General features: G+C 35.2%; 20 protein-coding genes and 1 tRNA gene. 10 read left to right on the top strand and 11 right to left on the bottom strand.

What is annotated here, in order from left to right:
- Window positions 1-30: 30 nt before the first annotated feature.
- The 5 genes from BUC31_RS00245 to BUC31_RS00225 all read right to left on the bottom strand — a co-directional run bounded on the left by BUC31_RS00245 (window position 31) and on the right by BUC31_RS00225 (window position 6443).
- Entirely contained in the window at window positions 31-597 is a 567-nt protein-coding gene (locus BUC31_RS00245; protein WP_073240373.1) for a helix-turn-helix domain-containing protein, read from the bottom strand.
- Between the two features lie 3 nt (window positions 598-600).
- Window positions 601-1818, bottom strand: coding sequence for a TolC family protein (locus tag BUC31_RS00240; RefSeq protein WP_073240372.1), 1218 nt, complete (start codon window positions 1816-1818; stop codon window positions 601-603).
- Window positions 1815-5567: an efflux RND transporter permease subunit gene (locus tag BUC31_RS00235; RefSeq protein WP_073240371.1), complete on the bottom strand. Its 3753-nt coding sequence runs from the start codon at window positions 5565-5567 to the stop codon at window positions 1815-1817. Before BUC31_RS00235 ends, BUC31_RS00240 begins: the two co-directional genes overlap by 4 nt.
- A gap of 119 nt (window positions 5568-5686) precedes the next feature.
- Window positions 5687-6106 (bottom strand): HYC_CC_PP family protein, encoded by a 420-nt coding sequence (locus BUC31_RS00230; RefSeq protein ID WP_073240370.1) that lies wholly within the window; start codon window positions 6104-6106, stop codon window positions 5687-5689.
- A 264-nt stretch (window positions 6107-6370) separates the two neighbouring features.
- Window positions 6371-6443: transfer RNA gene (locus BUC31_RS00225), tRNA-Met, on the bottom strand.
- Window positions 6444-6637: 194 nt separating this feature from the next.
- Here BUC31_RS00225 and BUC31_RS00220 point away from each other — a divergent pair.
- The 4 genes from BUC31_RS00220 (at window position 6638) to der (ending at window position 11180) form a co-directional block, all read left to right on the top strand.
- A complete protein-coding gene (locus tag BUC31_RS00220; RefSeq protein WP_073240369.1) occupies window positions 6638-8002 on the top strand; it encodes an alanine/glycine:cation symporter family protein in 1365 nt (454 codons plus the stop codon).
- On the top strand, window positions 7989-8873 hold the full coding sequence (gene era, locus BUC31_RS00215) for a GTPase Era (RefSeq protein WP_073240368.1): 885 nt from the start codon (window positions 7989-7991) through the stop codon (window positions 8871-8873). Before BUC31_RS00220 ends, era begins: the two co-directional genes overlap by 14 nt.
- A gap of 219 nt (window positions 8874-9092) precedes the next feature.
- Window positions 9093-9824, top strand: coding sequence for a NeuD/PglB/VioB family sugar acetyltransferase (locus tag BUC31_RS00210; protein ID WP_073240367.1), 732 nt, complete (start codon window positions 9093-9095; stop codon window positions 9822-9824).
- Between the two features lie 51 nt (window positions 9825-9875).
- On the top strand, window positions 9876-11180 hold the full coding sequence (gene der / locus BUC31_RS00205) for a ribosome biogenesis GTPase Der (RefSeq protein ID WP_073240366.1): 1305 nt from the start codon (window positions 9876-9878) through the stop codon (window positions 11178-11180).
- A 408-nt stretch (window positions 11181-11588) separates the two neighbouring features.
- Here the strand turns inward: der and BUC31_RS00200 are convergent, their stop codons facing one another.
- The 5 genes from BUC31_RS00200 to BUC31_RS00180 are packed head-to-tail and all read right to left on the bottom strand — an operon-like array spanning window position 11589 to window position 14724.
- Window positions 11589-12383 (bottom strand): TPM domain-containing protein, encoded by a 795-nt coding sequence (locus BUC31_RS00200; protein WP_073240365.1) that lies wholly within the window; start codon window positions 12381-12383, stop codon window positions 11589-11591.
- Complete coding sequence (locus tag BUC31_RS00195) at window positions 12364-12801, bottom strand: TPM domain-containing protein (RefSeq protein WP_073240364.1); 438 nt, start codon at window positions 12799-12801, stop codon at window positions 12364-12366. Before BUC31_RS00195 ends, BUC31_RS00200 begins: the two co-directional genes overlap by 20 nt.
- A 6-nt stretch (window positions 12802-12807) precedes the next feature.
- Complete coding sequence (locus BUC31_RS00190) at window positions 12808-13407, bottom strand: LemA family protein (protein ID WP_073240363.1); 600 nt, start codon at window positions 13405-13407, stop codon at window positions 12808-12810.
- 10 nt (window positions 13408-13417) lie between these two features.
- Entirely contained in the window at window positions 13418-13747 is a 330-nt protein-coding gene (locus BUC31_RS00185; RefSeq protein WP_027066328.1) for a MerR family transcriptional regulator, read from the bottom strand.
- Entirely contained in the window at window positions 13747-14724 is a 978-nt protein-coding gene (locus BUC31_RS00180; RefSeq protein WP_073240362.1) for a M23 family metallopeptidase, read from the bottom strand. The genes BUC31_RS00185 and BUC31_RS00180 overlap by 1 nt, the downstream gene beginning before the upstream one ends.
- A 105-nt stretch (window positions 14725-14829) precedes the next feature.
- Between BUC31_RS00180 and alaS the strand changes: the two genes are divergently transcribed.
- The 6 genes from alaS to BUC31_RS00150 all read left to right on the top strand — a co-directional run bounded on the left by alaS (window position 14830) and on the right by BUC31_RS00150 (window position 23760).
- Window positions 14830-17445 carry an alanine--tRNA ligase gene (alaS, locus tag BUC31_RS00175; RefSeq protein WP_073240361.1) on the top strand — a complete coding sequence of 872 codons (2616 nt, stop codon included), beginning with the start codon at window positions 14830-14832 and terminating at the stop codon, window positions 17443-17445.
- A gap of 72 nt (window positions 17446-17517) precedes the next feature.
- On the top strand, window positions 17518-18561 hold the full coding sequence (locus tag BUC31_RS00170) for a hypothetical protein (protein ID WP_073240360.1): 1044 nt from the start codon (window positions 17518-17520) through the stop codon (window positions 18559-18561).
- 193 nt (window positions 18562-18754) lie between these two features.
- Window positions 18755-19606: a tetratricopeptide repeat protein gene (locus tag BUC31_RS00165; RefSeq protein ID WP_073240359.1), complete on the top strand. Its 852-nt coding sequence runs from the start codon at window positions 18755-18757 to the stop codon at window positions 19604-19606.
- Window positions 19603-20547 carry a GSCFA domain-containing protein gene (locus BUC31_RS00160; protein WP_073240358.1) on the top strand — a complete coding sequence of 315 codons (945 nt, stop codon included), beginning with the start codon at window positions 19603-19605 and terminating at the stop codon, window positions 20545-20547. The genes BUC31_RS00165 and BUC31_RS00160 overlap by 4 nt, the downstream gene beginning before the upstream one ends.
- 83 nt (window positions 20548-20630) lie before the next feature.
- The gene (locus tag BUC31_RS00155; protein WP_073240357.1) at window positions 20631-23099 is read left to right on the top strand and encodes a T9SS type B sorting domain-containing protein; all 2469 of its coding nucleotides are present in this window, start codon (window positions 20631-20633) and stop codon (window positions 23097-23099) included.
- Between the two features lie 46 nt (window positions 23100-23145).
- On the top strand, window positions 23146-23760 hold the full coding sequence (locus tag BUC31_RS00150) for a DUF4230 domain-containing protein (protein ID WP_073240356.1): 615 nt from the start codon (window positions 23146-23148) through the stop codon (window positions 23758-23760).
- Here BUC31_RS00150 and BUC31_RS00145 read toward each other — a convergent pair.
- The gene (locus tag BUC31_RS00145; RefSeq protein ID WP_073240355.1) at window positions 23750-25507 is read right to left on the bottom strand and encodes an aromatic amino acid hydroxylase; all 1758 of its coding nucleotides are present in this window, start codon (window positions 25505-25507) and stop codon (window positions 23750-23752) included. The two genes, BUC31_RS00150 and BUC31_RS00145, sit on opposite strands and share 11 nt — an antisense overlap.
- Window positions 25508-25540 lie beyond the last annotated feature (33 nt).

Genomic DNA, 25540 nt, shown 5'->3' with positions numbered 1-25540 from the left:
AGCTTTTTGTATCACAATTATGGTTCTTATCTACCTAATTTGGTCTAAGGCGTTTCTTATGCTTTTTTGACTATTCTTATATTCCGTTAAACTCATACCAGTTTCATTCTTAAATAGCCTACTTAAATGATTGACATTGCTATAATCAAGTAGTTGTGAAATTTCTGTAAAGTTGTTTTCTTGTAATTGTATCAACTCTTTTACTTTTTCTATTTTTAACTTGATAAAGTATTTTTCTATAGTTATACTTTCATTAAATGAAAAAATCTTACTGATTTTTGAGTACTCGATACTCATCGTGCTTTCTAAATATTTAGAGAGAGTTTTTTCCAATTGTAAAGGCAGTTTTTGCAGTAACTTGATGAGTTCAATTTTAATTTGTTCTACTAGTTGCTGGTCTTGAGCAAGTAGAATTTCAAAACCATTATTTTCTAAAATCGTTTTTATATTATTAAAATCATCTTTAGATCTCTCTTCATAGATTATAGAGCCTAATTGAATATGCTTTAATTGAATACCTAATATTTCAACATCCCTCTGAATTGCTTTAATACAGCGATTACACACCATATTTTTTATGAATAATTTCTTTTCCATCGGTTAGTTAATTAGGTAATTAATCAGTGCAGATTGTATGTAATACATTTGTATGGATTCCACCTGATTCAACTCAAATTTGAGTTGAAGCTCCTGTATATCCAGTACATCGTTAAAATCGATAGTGCCTGTTTCATAGTTTTTAATAAGAATTTGCTCAGCATCTTTAGCTTGCTTTAAATTTTTAGCTTGTGTATTGTATGCTATTCTGGATTGATTACGTTGCGATTGCGCTTTCGCGAAAGCGGATTCTAAAACATTCAATCGATTCTCTTTTTGAGCGTTGATTTCTAACTGTTTCAATTCGTTTTGCTTGCTTCTAGAATCGTACTGCTTATTGAAAATGGGGATAGAGACCGAAACCATCGGCATTAAAATATCCTTCCCATTATCACTAAAATTCATATCGGGACGCTCAGAAACTGGCAAATAATCCAATCCAAAACCAATCATAGGATTGCTTTCGGCTTGATTCAACAGTTCTGATTGTGCTATGGATTCATAGAGTTTGTCATATTTAAGCAACTCTGGATTAAGTGATAGGTTATTTTCATCGTAAAAGATGTCTTCGCTGGGCAACATCAATGCTTCGAGAATGGTTACACCTGTATTTCCATCTCGATTCAGCAACTTGTTGAAGGAAGTTTGCTCTCCCAAATAGGTTTCCTCCAGCACCTCTTTTTGTTGCTGCAATTCGTTTTGTCTAATCTGCAATCGCAACACATCTACCGCTGAAGCTTTGCCAACTTCTACGGAAGTAAGTGCCAATTTTTCATAGGTCTTAAGTAGCTCTATATTCTCGTCAAGCACTTTTTGTTTTGTCTTAATTGTGTATAAGCTGTAATACGACTGAGAGACGGAAAGTGCTAGTTTACGCTTGGCGATTACGATTTCTACATATTCGACATTAGCTATTGAACTCGCGTAATTTTCTCTAGCTGTGATAGTACCAAACCAAGGCAGCATTTGTTTTGCTGAAAAACGTGCTCGTTGAGCTCCCGTTCTAGTTTCTGGCTCACTTACAAAATAGCCAGCGCTAAATTCCGTATTCGGAATCCAATTAGCTTCGTTCACTTTTTCTTCAGCTATGTTATGGCGAAGATTGTATGCTTGTATCTCTGGACTATTACTTTTAGCTTCCTGTATAAAAGACTGTAATTCTTGGGCATTAACAAATGCAGTTAGAAGGAATAAGCAAATAACTAGATTTAACTGTTTCATTTGTATACTTTTTTAAGTTCATACTCCTTTTTCCAGCTATACAGAACAGGAACCAAAAAATAGGAAGTTATATCTATGATCATTCCTCCAAATATGGGAATGGCCATCGGTATCATAATATCACTTCCCTTTCCTGTAGATGTTAATACAGGCAGTAGTGCCAATATGGTAGTTACGGTTGTCATTAAACAAGGTCTTATTCGCTTGCCTGCAGCTTCTAAAGTTGCTTGTCTAATCCCTTTTTTATCAGTAGGGTTTTCTCTATCAAATGTTTGGGTCAGGTAGGTGGCCATAACAACACCGTCGTCAGTAGCTATACCGAACAGTGCAATAAAACCAACCCAGACAGCTACACTTAGGTTAATGGTTTTCATATTAAAAAGTGTCCGTAGATTTTCTCCGAATAAACTAAAATTGAAAAACCAATCTTGACCATATAACCAGATCATAATAAAGCCACCAGCAAATGCAACCGAGATTCCTGTAAATACCATTAATGATGTGGCTACCGATTTAAACTGAAAATATAATATCAAGAAAATAATTAACAGCGCCATAGGCACTACGATTGAAAGTGTTTTCTCTGCCCTTATCTGATTCTCATAGGTTCCGGTAAAGCGATAACTGACACCCTGCGGAACTATTAAACTACCATTTTCGATTTTTTGTTCAATTCGAGCTTGTGCACTTTCTACAACATTAACTTCAGCAAAACCATCTAATTTATCAAACAATACATAACCTATTAAAAAGGTGTCCTCACTTTTAATTACCTGTGGTCCTTGTTCATATCTTATATCTACAAGATCACCAAGTGGCACTTGTGTACCGTTTTTAATGGGAACATAGATATTTTTCAAATCTTCTGGGTTTGACCTTAATTCTCTTGGGTAACGAACTCTTACTCCATATCGTTCCCTTCCTTCTACCGTTTGCGTAAGAGACATACCGCCAACCGCTACTTGTAGTACCTCTTGAACGTCCATTATGGTTAATCCGTAACGGGCTAATTGCTTCCTCTTAATGTCAATTAGTAAATAGGGCTTACCAACGATGCGATCTGCAAAAACAGCTTGTTTCTTTACACCATTCACCTCCTTTAAAATGGTTTCCAATTGCAATCCGAAATCTTCGATAGTTTTTAAATCGGGACCTTTTACCTTAATACCCATTGGAGCTCGCATACCGGTCTGTAACATTACAAGTCTAGTTTCAATAGGCTGTAATTTTGGGGCAGATGTTACACCTGGAAATTTGGTTACCTTAACTATCTCATTCCAAATATCATCTGGACTGTTTATTTCTGGTCGCCAATTTCGGTAATATTCTCCGTCATCATCAGCAATTAAATCTCTGTTAGTAGCTGTAGTTTTTAGTTTTGAAGCTTCATAAATTGCATCATCATTTATGTCATTGTTCGGGTTGATGATATACTTGTCATTATTAAGGACAAACAATCCGTCATCGTTAACCTTGTAACGTTGCCTTAATCCATTACTATTTCTCATATATTCAGACTTATACTGAATCATGTTTTCGTACATAGATAAAGGAGCTGGGTCAAGCGCAGATTCTGTTCTACCAGATTTGCCAACCACAGTCTCTATTTCTGGAATACTGGCAACAGCCATATCTAGTTGTTGCAAAACACGTTTATTTTCTTCAACACCAGCATGCGGTAAAGAAGTAGGCATCAAAAGAAAAGAGCCTTCATTAAGAGCAGGCATAAATTCTTTGCCAGTATTTCTCATAATGAGAACCCCCAGTATTAAAATCACTGTTGGTATCGTTAAGAAAAGAAGTCGATTCTCTAAAGCCCAGCGAAGAATTTGGTCATAATACTTTTTAAAAACGGTAAATACTCCCAATAGACCGAAACAAATAATAGAAACAAAAATCAAATTCATGATAATGCTACGATCAAACCCAAGTGGTCTCCAGTATTCTGCAAGTAAGATTACAATCGCTAACGTTGATAGTACGATGTTTGTCAAATTCTCTTGTTTCGATGATATAAAAGACCTGATCTTTAAAAAAGCCACAGCACCAAAAGCAATTAACAATAAGCCCAACCAATAGCCATAAAAAATGGCGATACAACCTAGAATTATTAATAACCCATTAATAACGAATTTTGTTGCTGTTTTTAAACTTCGCTTTCTAAAAAGAAATGCGGCGATTGGTGGTATCAAGAAAAGTGCAATTACCAAAGATGCCGTTAATGCCATTGTTTTGGTAAATGCTAGCGGACGAAAAAGTTTACCTTCTGCACCTATCATTGTAAATACGGGTAAAAAACTAATAATCGTTGTTAGGACAGCTGTTAATATTGCCCCTGATACTTCTGCCGTTGCGTTATATATAATTTCATTGGTTGTATACTCTACACCATTTGCTTGAAAGCGCAGTTTCTCATCTTCTAAATGCCGAATCATATTCTCAGCGAGTATTACCCCGACATCTACCATAGTACCTATAGCGATCGCAATTCCAGATAAAGCAACGATATTTGCGTCTACATTAAACAATTTCATGGCAATGAAGACCATCAATACTGCAACCGGTAATAAACCCGAAATAAGTATAGATGCACGTAGATTGAACACCATAACTATAATTACAAGAATAGTAATAAGAATTTCTAGCGTAAGTGCTTCGTTTAACGTATGTAAGGTTTCTTGAATAAGCTCTGTACGATCATAAAAGGGGACAATTGTTAACTGAGATGTTCTCCCATCTTTCAATACTTTTGAGGGTAAACCTGATGAAATTTCTACAATCTGTTCTTTTACATTGTTAATTACCTCTAATGGATTGGCACCATATCTAGCAACCACAACGCCACCTACAACTTCAGCTCCTTCTTTATCTAGAATACCTCTTCTCGTTTGGGGGCCTAAATGTACATTCGCAATATCCTTGATATGAATTGAGGTAAAGTTTTTTGAAGTAACCACAGCATCTTCTAGGTCAGAAATAGATTTCACATAACCTAAGCCACGAACTAAATATTCCGCTTGATTCATTTCTAAAGTCTGTACACCAATATCTTGATTAGACCTTTTAACCGCCTTAACGACATCACTTAATCCAATACCATATTGACGCATTTTTTCAGGCTCAACATCAATTTGGTATTCTTGCACATAACCACCAATTGATGCAACCTCAGAAACACCACCTGCAGAAGCCAAGCCATACTTAACATAATAATCTTGAATGCTTCGTAGTTCTTGTAAATCCCATCCACCGGTTACATTACCATCCTTATCTCGACCTTCTAAAGTGTACCAATAAATTTGTCCTAATCCTGTAGCATCAGGTCCTAATGTGGGGTTGACACCATCGGGAAGCAAACCATTAGGTAAAGAATTTATTTTCTCAAGAATTCGGCTTCTAGTCCAGTAAAATTCAACATCCTCCTCAAAAATGATGTAAATACTAGAAAAGCCGAACATAGATGAACTACGAATAGTTTTAACTCCAGGTATTCCCAAAAGAGTGGTTGTTAAAGGGTACGTAATTTGGTCTTCTATATCTTGAGGAGACCTACCAACCCATTTGCTAAATACTATTTGTTGATTTTCTCCTATATCTGGTATTGCATCTACGGCAACAGGATTTGATGGTAGAATTCCGGTATTCCAATTAAATGGAGTGCTTATAATTCCCCAGCTTACAAACAGGGATAACAATAGAGCTGCAACGAGCTTATTCTCGATAAGAAATTTGATAGCTTTATTAAGCATATACTTTGATTATTAAACATTTACGAATGATTTGAAATCCTGAAACACAGAAATACAAATACAACAAATTGAGCCCTAGTCGATAGTTATCGAAGGGCGAATCACGAATGTTTAATAAATCAAATTACGAAGGTCTGGTGCAAGACTTGCACATCCCGTATGACAAATGGTGGTGGATAATCTTTATAAGGAACCTCCTCTGATGCCGTTCCTTCAAAAAGATTGATGTAAGAGTAAAGGAATGATGCAACAAAAATCTGTTGCTCAAATGTGAGTGTGCTGAAATTATTTTTTAAATCTTCTTGTCCCTCGATGATGATTTGTTCATCTGAGCAACAGGATTTATTTTTCATTTCTGGATTTTCACAAGTTGATACAACTTGCTCTTTTTTCATTCCACAAGTTTCCACATTATGAAAGAAAGAATAATCGACAATAGTATCTCCACAGTAATGCAAATCAATGGTAAATGACATCGTAGAGAATAACACTACGAACGCCATCAAGATTGACATTATTTTTTGAGATACTTTTTTCATTAGCACAAATATATAAAAATTTAAAATTTTTATTGAGTTTAACAATAATTTAATTTGTAATGGTTTGAACCAAGTAAGCTGAAAATCGGGGACTTACAATTTAAAATCTTTGGGAGTAGTACTCAAATAATTGCTATTGACTGTTTTTAATGTCAAATAATGATAATTTTTATTTTGATTAGCAAAACAAAGAAATGTTGTACCTATGTTGTACCCAAGCATAAAAAAAGCCTCTCAATTTCTTGAAAGGCTTGATTTTATTAGTAGCGGGGACTGGACTCGAACCAGCGACCTTCGGGTTATGAGCCCGACGAGCTACCTACTGCTCTACCCCGCGATATGGGTTTTTATCTCACTTGTCTTGCGACTTCAGGTCATTAAGCTGACGAGATAAAGGTGCGTTACTATTTGTAACGGGCTGCAAATATACAACACATTTTCTCTATATTCAAAACTTATTTAAATAATATTTTTTAAGACCATTATCTTTTAAAAAACATTAAATCCATAACTTCGGTTTTTTACAATTCTATGGATACAATTAACGACTTTATAGCCAGCGCACTACCGTATACGGAGTGGCCAATGTTCCTTTTATTAATAGGTGGCGGACTCTTCCTTGTCTTCTATTCAAAACTAATGCCATACCGTTTTTTCGGTCATGCAATCGCAATTACAGCGGGTAAATATGATAATAAAGATTCAAAAGGAGATGTAAGTTCTTTTCAGGCTTTATCGGCAGCTGTTGCTGCAACAGTCGGTTTAGGTAATATTTCTGGAGTTGCCATCGCAATACATGATGGAGGACCTGGAGTAGTTTTCTGGATTTGGATGACTGCATTGATTGGTATGTGCATTAAATTCTATTCGTGTAGTTTGGCAATTATGTATAGAGGAACAGATTCGGATGGTAATTTACAAGGGGGACCAATGTATTACATCACCAAAGGATTAGGAGAAAAGGCTCGACCGTTAGCAATATTTTTTGCTGTTTGTGGTCTTTTTGGTTTTTTGGGAGTATTTACAGCAAATCAATTTACCGAAACATTCATGAGTGTAGTTAAACCATCATCTACATTATTTGAAATGAGTGAAGAAAATTGGAAATGGACGATAGGTATTGTTTTAGCTGTCATAACTTCTTTGGTGATTTTTGGAGGTTTAAAAAATATAGCTAAAGTGGCATCTGCTATCGTACCTTTTATGGTGGCCGTATATTTGATTGCGGTAATAGTGGTAATGGCGCTGAATTCAGAACAAATACTACCAGCTCTAAAAATGATAATTACGGAAGCTTGGAATTTTAAATCGCTGGCAACCGGCGGGTTTTGGGGGCTTGTTATTATTGGGGTTCGTAGGGCGATGTTTTCTAATGAGGCAGGTTTAGGTAGTGCGCCAATGTACCACGGGCAATCTAAAAATGATGAACCTATACGCGAAGGCTTGGTGGCCATGCTAGGTCCGTTTATTGACACCATATTGGTATGTACGTTTACGGCAATTGTAATCATATTGAGCGGGGCTTATTTAGAAGATTCTAGTGGTATTGTAATGACTCTGTCCGCCTTTGAAAAAACATTGTTTGGATGGGGAGACGTATTACTAATGGTTATTGTAACTGCCTTTGCATTATCTACCTTATTTACATATTCTTATTACGGTGTAAAATCATTGTCTTTCTTGACAAATGCCAAAATTGGTAAGTTTTATAACTGGTATTTTGTAATTATGATTGTCTTTGCTGCAGTGGCATCATTAGAGTTGGTGAAGAATTTAATTGATTTGTCTTATGCACTAATGGTGATACCCAATATGATTGCCGTACTTTTGTTGGCTCCAAAGGTAAATGTGGAATTGAAGAAATATATATTAAAGTATAAGGATGGCAGATCATAAGGCAGGCTTCGTAAATATTATTGGTAATCCTAATGTTGGTAAATCAACGTTAATGAATGCATTTGTGGGTGAAAAATTATCCATAATTACATCAAAGGCACAAACGACTAGGCACCGTATTTTAGGAATTGTAAATGGAGATGACTTTCAGATGATTTTGTCTGACACTCCAGGTATCATAAAACCCGCATACCAACTTCAAAGTAGTATGATGGATTTTGTAAAATCTGCTTTTGAAGATGCCGATGTACTATTGTATATGGTTGAGATAGGCGAGAAGGCATTGAAAGATGAAGCATTCTTTGAGAAAATAAAAAATAGCAAGATTCCCGTTTTATTGCTTTTGAATAAAGTAGATACCGCTACACAAGAGTTGTTAGAAGAGCAAGTGCAATACTGGCAAGAAATGTTGCCAAGTGTTGAGCTGCATCCTATTTCTGCGTTATCTAATTTTAATGTAAAAGGTGTTTTTGAGCGAATTATAGAATTGTTACCGATGTCACCTGCTTATTATCCTAAGGATCAATTAACAGATAAGCCAGAACGTTTCTTTGTAAATGAGACCATACGCGAGAAAATCTTATTGAACTACAAAAAGGAAATTCCGTATGCAGTAGAAATAGAAACTGAAGAGTTTTTTGAAGACGAAGACATTATACGTATGCGTTCGGTAATTATGGTTGAACGTGATTCTCAAAAGGGGATTATTATTGGTCATAAAGGAGCAGCATTGAAAAAAGTAGGTGTGGAATCGAGAAAAGACCTAGAAAAATTCTTTGGTAAACAAGTTCATATAGAATTATACGTAAAAGTGAATAAAAACTGGCGTAGTAATTCACGTCAATTGAAGCGTTTTGGCTATAATAAGTAGTCTATTCATGGGTTAAGCTAATATTTTCTTTTGTTTTTTAATTCAGTCATTAAACTTGGTATTCTTGGAGCGTCTAATTCTCAGGCGATTGTATTTAGTCGCCTTTGTTTATTGACTTTTTTAAAATTATTATTACCTCAATTTAAGTTATAATTCTTCATTTAGAAAAGAATAGTCTATTTTTGATTTATCGATAAAGTGTACAAAATTCCCGATGAAATGCAAAATGTGATTATTTTTGGTGCCTCCGGTCATGGTAGCGTTGTTTTGGATTGTTTAGAAAAAGAGGGTAAATATAATGTTATCGGTTTTGTAGATTCTTTTAAGGAAAAAGGGTCCAGTGTAAATGGGTATCAAGTTTTAGGTACTGAAATAGACTTGCCGTATTTAATCGATAGATTCAATGTTGTGGGTGGTATTGTAGCCATTGGCGATAATTGGACTAGAAAACTTATAGTTGATAAGATTTCTAAAATAGTACCCGATTTTAGTTTTATAAATACAATACATCCTAAGGCTATTCTAGGAAAAGATATTCTCTTAGGTTGTGGTAATGTATTTATGCCAGGTGCAATAATTAATGCGAATTCTATTGTTCATGACTTTTGTATTATAAATACAAATTCTTCTTTAGGTCATGACGGTATTATGGATTCATATTCTAGTTTAGCTCCATCTGTTTGTACGGGCGGAAGTTTGAAACTAGGTAGGTTTTCAGCGATTAGTTTAGGAGTGAATATTATAAATGGTATTGAAATAGGACAACATACTGTTATTGGAGCTGGTTCTCTCGTTGTAGATCATTTTGGAGATAATGTTATTGCTTATGGTTCACCTGCGAGAATTGTTCGTGCAAGATCCGCCGGAGAACCTTATTTATCTACACCTAAAAAACAACAATTTTATAAAATGGAAAGTTTTGATGATGTTCAATCAAATCTCTCTATTTAACTTATAGTGTAATTGCCACTTTAAATACTACCTTTGCCCCAAATTTAAGCTATGGGTGCTATTGTTGCCATTGTAGGGAGACCTAATGTAGGAAAATCAACATTTTTTAATAGATTAATTCAAAGACGCGAGGCAATTGTTGATGCCGTTAGCGGTGTTACTCGTGATCGCCATTATGGTAAAAGTGATTGGAACGGAAAAGAATTTTCAATTATTGATACCGGCGGATACGTTGTTGGTAGCGATGATGTTTTCGAAAAGGAAATCGATAAGCAAGTAGAACTAGCGATCGAAGAAGCTGATGCAATCATCTTTATGGTAGATGTAGAGACTGGTGTAACCGGTATGGATGAGGATGTAGCTAAATTATTAAGACGTGTTAAAAAACCTGTTTTTTTAGCGGTCAATAAAGTGGATAATGCTAAAAGAGCAGAAGATGCTGTTGAATTCTACTCGTTAGGTTTAGGTGAGTATTACACACTATCTAGTATTAATGGTGGTGGTACCGGTGAGTTGCTAGATGATTTGGTGGAGAAGTTACCAGATGTAATTGAAGAAAAAAGTGAATTGCCAAGATTTGCTGTAGTTGGTAGACCAAATGCAGGTAAGTCTTCTTTTATAAATGCGCTAATTGGGGAGGATAGATATATCGTAACTGATATAGCTGGTACAACTAGAGATAGTATTGATACGAAATATAATAGATTCGGATTTGAGTTTAATCTGGTAGATACAGCAGGTATTCGTCGTAAGGCGAAGGTGAAGGAAGATTTAGAATTTTATTCAGTAATGCGTTCGGTAAGAGCAATAGAACATTGCGATGTTTGTATTTTACTATTGGATGCAACTAGAGGTTTTGACGGTCAGGTAGAAAATATTTTTTGGCTAGCTCAACGTAATCATAAGGGTATAGTTATTCTTGTTAATAAATGGGATTTGGTTGATGACAAAGAAACCAATACTATAAAGCATTATACTGAGAAAATTAAAAAGGCTATTGAGCCATTTACAGATGTGCCCATACTTTTTGTTTCTGTACTTACTAAGCAGCGTATTTTTAAAGCAATTGAAACCGCTGTTGAGGTATACAATAATCGTAATAAAAAGATTATTACCCGTAAGTTCAATGAAACAATGTTGCCGATAATAGAAAATTATCCACCACCGGCATATAAAGGTAAGTTTGTTAAAATTAAATTCTGTACACAATTACCTACTCCGTACCCGCAGTTTGCATTTTTCTGTAACCTACCGCAATATGTACGTGAGCCTTACAAGCGTTATCTAGAAAATAAGATACGTGAGGAGTATGATTTCACTGGGGTGCCTATTACGGTATTTATGAGGAAGAAGTAAGTTGCTTTTGGACTTAGGGTTAAAATATAAATTCTAATCTTTAATTGTAGAAAATAAGAAATGACCAAATAATTCTGCTACGCAAACTATTTGGTCATTTTTTTTAAAGTTAATTCGACAAACAAGATCCCACCCCTAACCCCTCCCAAGAGGGGAACAGTTTCTGATTTGAATTAAATATTTTAGAAAAAACAGTCTATGTAGCTCTTATTGTAACAAAACTCGCAACCAAAAACATGATCCTCCCCTCTTGGGAGGGGATAAAAGGGTGGGTACAACGATGATGAAGATTGTTATATACTTACATATAAACGATTTAAGTTTAGTTGATGCTAGAAAAGCTAATAGATATAAACTGCCGTTAATCTTTCTAGATAAAAGAAACGAAGTAATTTATTTATAACAAAATTACCAACCTCCAGAAGCACCGCCGCCGCCAAAGCCGCCGCCGCCGAAACCTCCTCCAAATCCGCCACCGCCAAAGCTTCCGCCTCCACCGCTGCCGAATCCTCCACTAGAACCGCTAGAGCGTCCCATGTTGCTGAGAATAATCATATCCCACGGACTTAATCCGCCGCGTCTCCTGCCGCCGTTATTGCCATTGTCGTCATTTTTACGACTCCACAGAATAAAAAGAATTACCACGAATATGATAAATGGTAGAAGAGATGAAAATGGAGTACCACTATTATCTCCAAAAGTTCTGTCTTCCTGAAATTCACCGGTTAAAACTTGAAAAATTACATCAGAGCCCTTATTCAGTCCGCCATAATAATCTCCGACTCTAAATTCAGGGAGAATTACATTTTCAATGATACGTTTAGAAAGTGCATCGGTTAAAGAGCCTTCAACTCCGTATCCGGTGCTAATGGCTACTTTCCGGTCATTTTCTGCAAGTATAATTAGAATGCCATTGTCTTTGCCTTCTTGCCCTATTCCCCATTTTTGACCCCAATTTGCACCTAGGTAGTTGATATTTTCTCCATTAGTACTGGCAATAATGGTAACTACAATTTGTGTGGAGGTACTATCTGAATAACGAACCAGTTTTTGACTTAAAGCCACTTTTTGCTGGTCGGTCAGAAGATTGGTGTAATCGTAAACACTAGTTTCTAGTGCCGGCTTTTCAGGTATTTCAAACTGACTCCATAACGGAGTGCACCAAAGAAAAAGAATTACAAGGCTAACCTTTAGATATCTCATTGCTTAATTCGTTGGTGTCATCTGATTGCCAAGGAAAATGACTATTTAATTCTTCGCCGGCTTTTAATACTCCAGCTACGAGACCGTCTTTAAACGCTCCTTTTTCAAAATGAGTTTGAATGCTATTTCTGGTAGTTTGCCAAAAGTCTTTGGGTACAACGTTGTCAATACCTTTATCGCCACAAATAACAAACTTCTTGTCAGTTACGGCAACATAGATCAAGACTCCGTTTTCTTGTTTGGTGTTATCCATTTTTAATAAATGAAAAACCTCCTTAGCACGCTCGTAATGATCTTTACGGGTATGCCCTTCAATATGTACCCTAATTTCACCAGAAGTATTCTTTTCAGCCTTAAGAATAGCCTCTACTACCTCTTGCTCTTCTGTTGCCGATAAAAAATCTTCTACTCTTGACATATGTTATTAATCAAAATCAAAATCTACGTCTGGTGCATTTTCTGAACCTGAATCTGCTTTGTAATAGGCAAGTTCGCCAAAGTTGAATATACCCGCTAAAATAGAATTCGGGAATTTTTTAATGTGAAGGTTATAAGGCTCAACAGTAGCGTTGAATCTATCTCTTGCCACATTTATTCTGTTTTCTGTACCTTCTAACTGCGATTGTAGTTCTAGAAAGTTCTGATTAGATTTTAAATCAGGGTAGCGTTCTACAGTTACCAATAATTTGCTTAATGCACCACTTAGTCCGCTTTGCGCCTGGTTAAATTGAGCTAATTGCTCTGGTGTTATATTGGTAGGGTCAATGCTAACCGATGTTGCTTTTGCTCTAGCTTCGATAACATCTGTCAAAGTACCTCTTTCAAAATCGGCAGCACCTTGTACTGTTTTTACAAGATTACCGATTAAATCATTTCTACGTTGATAGGCACTTTCTACATTTGCCCAGGTCTTTGTAGATGTTTCTTTTAAAGCAACAGCAGTGTTGTTGAAACCAACGCCCCACTGGTATAGTCCGAATGCTATGACAGCAATGACGATTAATGCAATTAGTCCTTTTTTCATAATGGTTGTGTTATAATTGGTCTTTAATTTTATTAAGTTCTGCTTTTACACGTTCAAGCTTTTGAATAATATCAAAATTAGAAAGTGTTTTCTGTTTTTCTTCTTTTAAATGAGTTTTGGCACCATCGAGAGTAAAACCTCTTTCTTTTACCAAATGATATATTAATTGAAGGTTTTTAATGTCTTGGGGAGTAAACTTTCTATTTCCCTTTGCATTTTTTTTAGGTTGAAGCACGTCGAATTCTTTCTCCCAAAAACGAATTAGTGAAGCATTTACGCCAAAGGCACGGGCGACCTCGCCAATACCATAATATCTTTTTTCAGGGAGTTCTATTTGCATTAATCCAGTGATTGGTTTTCTTGATTAGCGAATTTCAACATGTTCTCGAATTCTTCTGGCGATAAACTACCGTAGTAGAAATTCATAGGATTGATTCTATCATTATCTTTCCATACTTCATAATGAAGGTGTGGCGCTTCTGATCTTCCTGTGCTTCCTACAAAACCTATTAAATCGCCCCGTTTTACTTTTTGTCCTTTCTTAACATTGTACTGGCTTAAATGAGCGTATAGACTCAAATATCCATATCCATGTTCAATACGAATATGTTTTCCGTAACCAGATGAGTTATTGTCGGCTCTAGTAATTTTGCCATCACCTGCCGCATATATCGGTGTGCCTTTAGGTGCGGTAAAATCCATACCGTAATGCATTTTTCTAGCCTTGGTAAAAGGATCTGAACGCCAGCCATAACCAGAAGCCATACGTTTTAGGTCTTCATTATTAATAGGTTGAATAGCTGGTATCGACATTAATAATTTTTCTTTTTCTTCTGCCAGCTTCGTGATCTCATCTAGAGATTTAGATTGAATGGCCATTTGCTTTTTAATGATATCTAGTCTCTTTGTAGTAGAAACAATCATTTCAGAATTATTGAAGCCTTCTAAAGATTTATATCGGTTTATACCACCAAAACCTGCTTTGCGCTGTTCGTCTGGTATTGGGTTGGCTTCAAAATATAAGCGGTAAATATTGTTATCTCTATCTTCTATATTACCTAAAACCTCTTCAATCTGTTCCATTTTCTTATTCAACAGCTCATATTGAAGCTCATAATTTTTGACTTCACGAGATAAAGAAAGTTCTCTTGGTGTATTGACTAAGTTGGTGTTAAGCAGAAGAATAAGTGCTAAAAAACCAAAAAGGCATGACCCCAAAATAAAGAAGGCTATATTTCTATAACGTTTAGATTTTTCGGGTTCTATTTTACGGTACGACAGCGTGTCTGGGTCGTAATAGTATTTTACCTTAGACATGAATGTTATTTATCCTATTTTTGTTTTTTCAATTATTAGGGAACAAACAAATATAAAGATAGTTTTATATAAACCGTTAAAATTTGTAAAAGCTTAGCATTTTAGATGAATTCCAAAGATACAAGAACTCAATTTCTGAATTTTTTCAAAGGTAAAGAACACAAAATAGTGCCTTCTGCACCAATGGTCATTAAAGATGATCCAACCCTGCTTTTTACAAATGCGGGCATGAACCAGTTTAAAGAATACTTTTTAGGTATAAGTCAGCCTAAAAGCTCTAGAGTGGTAGATACTCAAAAATGTTTGCGTGTAAGCGGTAAGCATAACGACTTAGAAGAGGTTGGTAAAGATACCTATCATCATACCATGTTCGAGATGTTGGGTAACTGGAGTTTTGGCGATTATTTTAAGGAAGAAGCTATTACTTGGGCATGGGAGCTATTGACCGAGGTTCTTAAAATTGATAAAGACAGTTTGTACGTATCTGTTTTTGAAGGAAGTAAAGATGCAGATAAATTAGAATTAGATACTGAAGCTTTTGAGCTTTGGAAAAGTATTGTACCTGAAGATAGAATTATCATGGGTAACAAGAAGGATAACTTTTGGGAAATGGGAGATCAAGGTCCATGTGGACCATGTTCAGAGATACATGTAGATATTCGTTCTAAAGAAGAAAAAGCAAAGGTTTCTGGTGCAAGTCTTGTAAATCAAGATCATCCGCAGGTTGTAGAAATTTGGAATCTTGTATTCATGCAATACAACCGTAAGGCAGATGGTTCGTTAGAAAGTTTACCGGCTAAGCATGTAGATACCGGAATGGGTTTTGAGCGTTTGTGTATGGTGTTACAAGGAGTTCAATCGAATTACGATACTGATATATTTACACCGTTAATTCGCGAAATAGAAACTATTACAGGTTCTGATTACGGTAAAAATGAAGAAATTGATATCGCTATTCGTGTTATCAGTGATCATATACGTGCCGTTTCGTTTTCAATTGCAGATGGTCAATTGCCAAGTAATACTGGCGCAGGTTATGTAATAAGAAGAATATTGAGAAGAGCCGTGCGTTACGGATTTACATTTTTGAATACCAAAGAACCTTTTATGTTCCGTTTGGTAAATGTGTTGACAGACTCTTTAGGAGATGCGTACCCAGAATTGGAAAATCAAAAGCAATTAATTGAAAACGTAATTAAAGAAGAAGAGCATTCTTTCTTAAAAACGTTAGATCAAGGATTGTTGCTGTTAGATACGATTATAAAAAACACCAAAGGCAAAACAGTTGATGGGGGAAAAGCTTTTGAGTTGTACGATACTTTCGGCTTCCCTATAGATTTAACTGCTCTGATTCTTAGTGAAAAAGGATATCAGTTAGATGAAGAAGGATTTGATGAAGCTATGCAGCAGCAAAAAAACCGTTCTAAATCGGCATCAGTAGTTTCAAAACAAGATTGGGAAGTTTTGCTAGAAGATAATGAGCAAGAATTTGTTGGTTATGATATGCTTGATGTAGAAGTGAAAATCACCAAATACCGTAAAATTGTTTCTAAAAAAGAAGGAACACAGTTTCAGTTGGTATTTAATCTTACTCCGTTTTATGCAGAAGGTGGTGGTCAAGTAGGGGATAAAGGGTATTTAGAAGATACCCATGGTGATGTGGTTTACATTACCGATACCAAAAAAGAGAATAATGAAACTATTCATTTTGCTAAGAACTTACCTAAACATTTAGACGAGAGTTTTAAAGCAGTCGTAGATAAAAAACAACGTAGCAGAACAGAAGCGAACCACACGGCAACACACTTGTTACACCAGGCTTTAAGAGAGATTTTAGGAAACCACGTTGAGCAAAAAGGTTCAGCGGTACATTCTAAACACCTACGATTCGATTTTTCTCATTTTTCTAAAATGACACAAGAAGAATTGCAAGAAGTAGAGAATTTTGTGAACGCACGTATAGACGGGCATTTACAACTTCAAGAGCAAAGAAATGTACCTATGAAAACTGCTATTGCAGATGGTGCCATGGCATTGTTCGGTGAAAAATATGGAGATGCGGTTAGAACAATCCGTTTTGGTAAATCTATAGAATTGTGTGGTGGTACACATGTGAAGAATACAGGCGATATCTGGCAATTTAAAATTAAGTCAGAAGGTGCCGTAGCTGCAGGTATAAGAAGAATTGAGGCAATTACAGGCGACGCAGTTAAAGATTTGCATGTAGATAATGATAAGTTATTGTCGAAAATAAAAGTTGTTTTGGGTAACACTCAAGATCCTGTAAAATCGGTTTCAAGTCTTCAAGACGAAAATAGTAGTCTTAAAAAGCAAGTAGCCGAATTGTTGAAAGACAAAGCGAAGAACTTAAAAGGAGATTTATTATCAGAGCTTAAAGAGGTAAACGGAATACAATTTTTAGCAAAGAAAATTGATTTGGATGCTGCCGGCATAAAAGACTTAAGCTTTGAAATGGGCAGTAATAAAGACAATTTGTTTTTACTTTTTGGTACAGAGCAAAATGGTAAAGCTTTATTATCATGTTATATATCTAAAGAACTGGTTGCTTCTAAAGGATTAAATGCAGGAACAATTGTTCGTGAGCTTGGTAAATATATACAAGGTGGCGGCGGTGGTCAACCTTTCTTTGCAACTGCAGGTGGTAAGAATCCGGCAGGTATAGAAGAGGCATTGGCAAAGGCTGAAGGTTATTTGGGGTAAGTTCTAAAGCGACATAAAATACAATAATCATGGTTAAATGTGGTTCTATATCAACCAATTAAACATTTAATTATGAAGAATTATATTTTATTATTACTGACGTTCATAAGTTTCTCAGGCTTTTCACAAGTCTCTTTTGGTGCACGCCATGTAGGTAAGCCATCAGATTTAAAACCTAAAGCATTAGAAAAATTTAAAGCATCAACAACCATTTTTGTCTTGTCAGATGTTATTGACGCCGACGAATATGCTAAAATTTTAGAGGAAACTTGGACAGTGACCCCTTATAAAATAGTTCCTCAAAGTGAATATGATTTACAAGAGTATTATAACAAAAATTACTCTATAGCAGAGCTTGTCGGATTCAAGCGTTCTAAAACTACCAAAATGGGTAGTGTTGTGCATTCATTGCATACCTATATTAATATCGGATTGTATGATGCTGAAACCATAGATGAAAAGTTGTCTAAGGTTAAAGCGAAAAAAGAGAAAAAAAGAGAAGAAAAGATTAATGAGATCTTCAGAAATAATAAAAAGCCCATAGCTAAAATTTATCTTTTCCCAACATCAGATTTTGTAAATACTGCTCTTTCTGAAGAGAAGGAGGTTATTGTAGAAAAAATGTATACTGAAAACGTTTTCTTTAATTATTCAACAGGATTTTTAAAAAATTACTTTCAACAAACAAACGAACTTATAGACAAAGGTGAAACATATTGGATGTATGAGAAAGATTATGATGCTAAAAAGATAGCAAGCTTGACTACTGCTAAATTATATGTACCAACCTATATCACTCAAAGAACAAATGCTTTTACCGCAGAAATTTCTGATGGTGAAGATAAAGAAGTCGAGAAGCTTTTTAGTAAATATGATTATGACTATGAGTTTATTTCTACCGAAGATTTAGATAAAGCAATTGAGGAAAATAAAGAATTCTATTATTTGCGTTATGCGAGAGCTAATGCAGAAAGATTTGTTCAGGTAGTAAATTCAAAAACTGGAGAAGTAATTTTTAGAGAATACATTACTGGTTTAGGTTACAATTTAAAAGCGAAAAATTTAGGTTACCTTAGTGATGTAATAGCTAAGTCTGCAAAGAAGTTAGCGAAATAGCATAGCTTGAAAATGAAATTTTGTACAGAAATTATATGTACTAAAGTCGAAAATCTATAAGAGATTATAATAATTTCTTATAGATTTTTATTTTTTTGAAAATAACGGAATTAACATTCCTTGTTTTATCATCTAGCTATTGACAAATCGAATTCAAAAGACAGCTTATGAAGCTGTTTAAAACAATAGTTTTATGAAAAGATATTTTATTTTATTACTGATTATTTCATCTTGTAATCTTTCAGATAAAAATCAAGATAGTGCTAAGGGGGCTGATGATGTTGAAACAAATGTTTTGTCAGGTATAGACTCAATGCATATTAGGCAGTATGTTGAAAAATCTTTTCAAACTCCGTTGCATTCTCTTGAGCACCAGCAGTATTTAGATTCTGCACTTACCATAGACCCAACAAATGCCTGGCTTTGGCAACAAAAGTCAATGCCGCTATATAAAGCAAGAAAGTATCAATTAGGTAGGCCGTTTTTAGAAAAGGCAGTTGAACACAATCCAGAAAAGTATTTAGATTATAGTGGTTTTATGAGATGTATTTTCTCAAAAGACTACCTAAAATCTATATCTGAATTTATGAGAGCCAAAAAAGAGTTTGGTGATGGTTATGTTATGGATCATACCTATAACTTTTACATTGGACTAGATTACCTTCAATTAAATAAATTCTCTAAAGCCAAAGAATTCTTGTTACTTAGTAAAGAGCAGCAGTTGAAAGATTTTCCTAACGATTCGCCACAAGAAGCCTGTCATTATTTAGATTGGTATTATTTAGGCATTGCAGATTTTGAGCTAGGTAATTATGAAGAGGCAATTGCATCTTTTGATACCTCGTTAATGGTGTACGATAATTTTGCCGATGCACTTTATTTTAAAGGGAGAAGTATGACGAAGTTAGGTAATGAAGAAGGAGCGGAGTGGGAGAAAAAAGCTTTTGAAAACGGAGATAACACTATTAATGAAGATAATGCTATTTATGAAATTTACCCGTATCAATTGTTTCATAAGTTAAATGAGAGTGTACGACCTAAATGAATCTCTTAACCAAAATACCATTATCGAAATCTAAAAACCCAATTGACTATTCAAGTCAGTTGTTGCTTTTGGGTTCCTGTTTTTCTGAGAATATTGGGGCAAAATTAGCATATTATAAATTTCAGGGGTTACAGAATCCGTTTGGGATATTGTTTCATCCTTTGGCAATTGAAAAACTCATTCAAAAGTCTATTCATCAAGAGTTAATTACAGAAAAAGATGTGTTTAGTGAGAATGGGCAATGGCATAGTTTTGATGCGCATTCTTGCTTAAGTAATCCATCCAAAAAAATAGTGATTACAGATTTAAATGCTGCTGTAGAAAATACTTCAGCTCAATTAAAAAAAGCTAGCCATATCATCATCACTTTAGGTACAGCGTGGGTGTATAGAAATACATCCTGCAATCAGGTAGTTGCAAATTGCCATAAAGTTCCACAATCCAATTTTACGAAAGAATTGTTAAGCGTTGATGAGGTAGAGAAAAGTTTGAATAGAACTATTGCCTTGGTACATTCTGTAAATCCTGCGGTACAGTTCATTTTTACAGTATCTCCTGTTAGACATTTAAAGGACGGTTTTGTAGAAAATCAAAGAAGTAAAGCCCATTTAATTTCTGCAATTCATAATGTATTAGCGGAGAATAAAATCTCATATTTTCCGAGTTATGAACTAATGATGGATGAGCTTCGGGATTATCGTTTTTATGCTAAAGATATGATCCACCCAAATGAGTTGGCGATAGATTATATCTGGGAGAAGTTTGTTGAGGTGTGGATTTCCCAAAGTGCATATATAACGATGGAAAAAGTTCAAAAAATTCAAACAGGATTACTGCACAGACCGTTTAATGAAAAATCTGAACAACATCAGAAATTTCTTTTCAAATTGAACGAGTTGAAATCTGAAATCCAGAAAGAATTTTCTCATATTCGTTTCTAGTGCAAATATGAATTTTGTCGAGTTTTCTAAGCATATAAATTATTACTATAATTTTTTAGGTACTTTCCAATTTTATGTCCAAAATGATTAAAAAGTTAAGCTGTCTTGTTTTATTAATATTTAGTGTAATTACTTCTAGCGCTCAGCTTCCATTAGATGAGTTAGAGGCATTACAAGCGTTATATAATGAAACCGGAGGTCCTAACTGGGTTAGTGAAACAGATGTAGATCCTACCAATGATTGGGTGTTTGCCACACCGTTATCTGCTACCGTTGTATCCAATGATTGGTATGGTATAACCTTTGATGGTAATAATGTTTTATCAATAGATTTGGATAATAACACAAATACCGGAAACAACTTGATCGGTACAATACCAACGGAGTTAGATAATTTGGAGAACTTAGAGTATCTAGACCTTTCTGATCAAACTAACCTCACTGGTCCCATTCCAGACAGTATAGGTAATCTTTTAAACCTAGAATACCTAATTTTAAATGGCAATGAGTTATCAGGGGTCATACCTGCAGTATTGGGGGATTTAAGTAATTTAGTGGGATTATGGTTAGGCTCAAATAATTTGAGTGGAGCTATACCGCCCGAACTTGGTAATTTAAGTAATTTAGAAAGTTTACTGCTTTCAGGAAATCAACTTACAGGAACTATTCCTATTGAACTAGGAAACCTAAATAACTTAGTATCTCTTTGGCTTTCTGTAAATGAACTTACTGGTGAAATTCCCGCTGAATTAGGGTTGCTTTCAAATTTGAGGCAATTACTTTTAAACAATAATAATCTTACAGGGGAAATTCCTGAAACTATTTATGATTTAAGCAATTTAGTGTCGTTGCAATTAGAATTTAATCAGCTAGAAGGCACTATTTCTCCATTAGTTGAAAATTTAGTTTCTTTAGAGTTTTTAATACTTCGATTTAATCAATTTGAGGGTGATCTGCCAGAGGAAATTGGAAATATTACTACGTTACTTACATTGTGGCTAGGTCAAAATAATTTTACGGGAACCATACCCGATTCTTTCTCAGGTCTAATAAATTTAGGATCATTTGAAATTAATGATAATAACATAGAAGGTGTTTTACCTGCGGGCTTAGTAAACTGGGCCAATCTGAGTGGTTTTGATATTTATAATAATAATATTGAGGGTGATATACCAAGTTTTGTTTTTTTAAATGAGGGTACATTTAGAATTTATGGTAATCGTTTTCAATTTGGTGATTTTGAAGATGAATTTAATTACTATAACGGCTTCAATAATTTTGTTGATACCCCCCAGGCTTTAGTGAATGATATTGAGAATATAACTGGATGTGTTGATGGCTCTATTACATTAAGTACTGTAGTTAGTGGCAGTGCAAATGTATATGAGTGGTTTAAAGATGGTGTTGCTGTACCTAGTTCAAATACTCCAGATTTAGTTTTGACCAATCTTCAAGTAACAGATTCGGGTGTTTATACATGCGAAATTAGTAGTACTATAGTAACAGATTTGGTATTGGAGAGAAACCCAATTACCCTAACAGTGAATAACGACGGACCTACTGCAAACGATATTGATGATATCGTTCTATGTGATACGGATACCGATGGTTTTGCAACATTTAATTTAGATTTGGCAGCTATTGAATCGCAAGTAGTAGGTAATCAAACAGGGTTGACGGTTTCTTATTTTAACGCCACAGGAAATCAAATAGCATTAACTAACTCATTTGATAATACTACAGCAAACCAACAAGATATTACAGTTAGGGTTGAAGCATCTGAAACCTGTTTTGACGAGACTGTTTTCAGTCTTATGGTAAATCCTTTGACCGTGGCAGATGTGTTCTCTGATGTCGAAGTATGCAACGCGTATATTCTACCGGCATTGAGTGCAGGGAATAGCTATTATACTGCTACAGGTGGTACAGGAACAGTATTAAATGAAGGTGAGGAGGTTACTGAATCGCAAATAATATATGTGTATGCAGAAAGCGCTTCTGGAGCGGGAGATTGTTTTGATGAAAGTAGTTTTTTTGTTGATATCACTGAGGTTTCAGTTTCTGAATTTGATGACGTTATAGTTTGTCTTACATATACATTGCCTACACTACCTGATGGTCAAGATTATTATAGTGAAGCAGATGGTAATGGAGCTATTTTGTTGGCTGGTGATGAAATTTCAGCATCAACGACAATTTATGTATTTGCAGAAGAGAATGGCTGTTTTAGTCAGTCTAGATTTACAATAAATGTAGATCCTATTGCATGTCAGGGAGTAGATTCTTTGGCGTTACCCAAGTTTTTTACTCCTAATAATGATTCATATTATGATGTTTGGGATACATCAAAACTATCTGGCACAGGTGATATAGGTATATTTATTTATGATCGTTATGGTAAGCTCTTAAAGCAACTAGACCCCAATACTTCTAATAGTGCTTGGGATGGTATTTACAATGGTAAACAAATGCCTTCAAATGATTATTGGTTTAAATATCTGAATTACGATACAGGAATACACCTTTCGGGTCATTTTTCGTTAAAACGATAGGCTGTATATTCGTTTGTTACCACTAATTTCGAATACATTATTTTTTATGAAAAAGATATTTTTAGGCTTAGTAATAGGAGCGACATTATTGTTTGCCTTTCAAACTTGTCAAGATGACAAAGAAGATAAATCTATTCTAGAAGAAAATTCTATGCTCATTCAGCAAGAAATTACCAATGTTTCTAAATTAGTGGTAACAGAGGGGCATTTTGCAGAAGTCTATAATTACAAAGACTCGAAAGAACTTTTTGGTCCGCTTTTAAGAGCTGAGAAAAAAGCGTTAGTAGTGGTAAATGCAGATGTAACCGTAGCTTATGATTTAAGTAAGATTGATTTTGAAATTGACGAGGCAAGTAAAACGGTAAAAATCAAAAGCATACCAGATGCAGAAATTAATCTGAATCCTGATTTTGAATATTACGACGTAACCGCAGATTACCTGAATCAGTTTGATGCCGCAGATTATAACAAAATAAAGAAAACAGTGAAGGCTTCTTTAATGAAAAAGGTAGAAGCTTCTGCGTTGCGTACCAATGCTGAAAATAGGCTTATTAGCGAATTGCAGAAATTCTATATTCTTACCAATTCTATGGGTTGGAGATTGACGTATCAAGAACAGACCATTGAATCTTTAGATGGCTTACAACTTCTTAAACCTTAGATTTTATAGCTGCCAATTCTAATCCGTCATCAATTAATTGTCCAAGGTTAGGTTGATCTCGCTTAATGTTTTCAAGATGTGCTTTTATTTTCTCCGGTAGTATTTTTTCGTTACTTAAAATTGCCAATTCATAAATTTCAATCGGCAATAGCCAGTCTTTCGGATATTTTTCTTGTATTACCTCAAAAACCTTTGTTCTAGATATGATGGTGTTGTTGCCTTCTCTAAAATCACGAATTAGTTTATAGTACGATTCCAGTTCACTTAAACCTACTTGGTCATTCTTTTTACTGCCGGTACTTAGCGAATGGTCTAAAAGGTCAAAACTCTTTAAATCTGCAGGACCATGGTAGGCAGAAACAATTTCTTCACCAATAGCCATGTTATATAATTCTTCGTTAGATTCAAAAAGTGTAATCCCTTTATGTGTCACTTTACAATTCTCGAAAGTTATTAAAATAATACGACCCTGAAGATTACGCGTACCCGTTATAATTTTACCGGTAACATTAATACCTCCTGTAAAATCTAATGAAACAATTTCTCCTTCATAAATTTTATATGCTTTAAGGTCTCTTGGACTCATATCTTCAATAGGGATATTGATGCCTTTAAGTCTACCAATAGGGGAGCCAAAACCAGTTTCATGCTGATTGACATCTTGCCCAACCAATTCTTTTTCTCGGTATGCCAAAGCAGATTTTCCTTTCGTTTGAAAGTAAATAGGTTTGCCTTCATGAGAAATCAGTGATTCGAAATTACCAGATACTTGTAAGCCAGTGGTTAGTTCAATTGTACCTAATTCTTTAGAGTCGATAAGTTTCTGTAAACCTGATAAACCTCCTCTTCTCAAAGCCATAGTATTGGCAAAGTCTTCTAACACTTGGCTTAAAAATGCAAAATCCGGAGTTACGAATAGTTGCGGTTGTTTTTTGGTGATATCAAAAGAGGTCTTTGCCGCTTCAATAGAGTAAGGTAGTTTTTTGACATTATCGGTCATGCACCACTGACTTTCACCAATAGAAGATAAAAGTCCCGCGCCATATATTTTAGGATCCTCTAGAGTGCCTATGAGCCCGTATTCAACCGTCCACCAATGCAGGTTTCTAATGAAAGCCATTTCACTAGGATTGCCCATATTATCTTGAAGAAATTCTATATGCTTCTCAGATTTTTCAATTTCTTCTATAGGCGTGCCTTTGGCTTCTTTAATAATCGAAAGATGGCGTACCGCTTCGTACAGTTCAAAATCTTTAGCACTAGATATTGCTTTGCATCCTATTTCGCCAAAACGTCTTAAATAAGCAGCATATTCGGGGTTGGCAATAATGGGGGCATGCCCGGCACCTTCGTGAATAATATCTGGGGCAGGTGTGTAAGCAATATTTTCTAACTGGCGAATGTCTGACGCAATTACCAGTACATTATATGCTTGAAACTCCATGAAAGCAGCGGGTGGAATAAATCCGTCCACGGCAACAGCGGCCCAACCTAAATCCTTCAGAATACGGTTCATACCGTACATATTGGGGATGTTTTCAATTGAAATACCTGTTTTGCGTAACCCTTCAGAATAAGATTTATGTGCAACCTTACTTAGGTAATCTACATTCTTGCGCATTACATAACGCCACACAGCCTGATTAATAGGCGTATAGTCCTCATAGTTTTGAGGCTTTATGTATTGTCTTAAATGCTTAGGAAGCTTATCTAAAATAGGATTGCTTTCATATTCAGAAGTATTCATACGCTTAGTTTTCAATTATTGAATCGCAATATT

The organism is Maribacter aquivivus, assembly GCF_900142175.1.
GTDB classification, from domain to species: domain Bacteria; phylum Bacteroidota; class Bacteroidia; order Flavobacteriales; family Flavobacteriaceae; genus Maribacter; species Maribacter aquivivus.
Note: the sequence above shows the minus strand (reverse complement) of the source record. Positions and strands in the feature narration are given on the sequence as shown.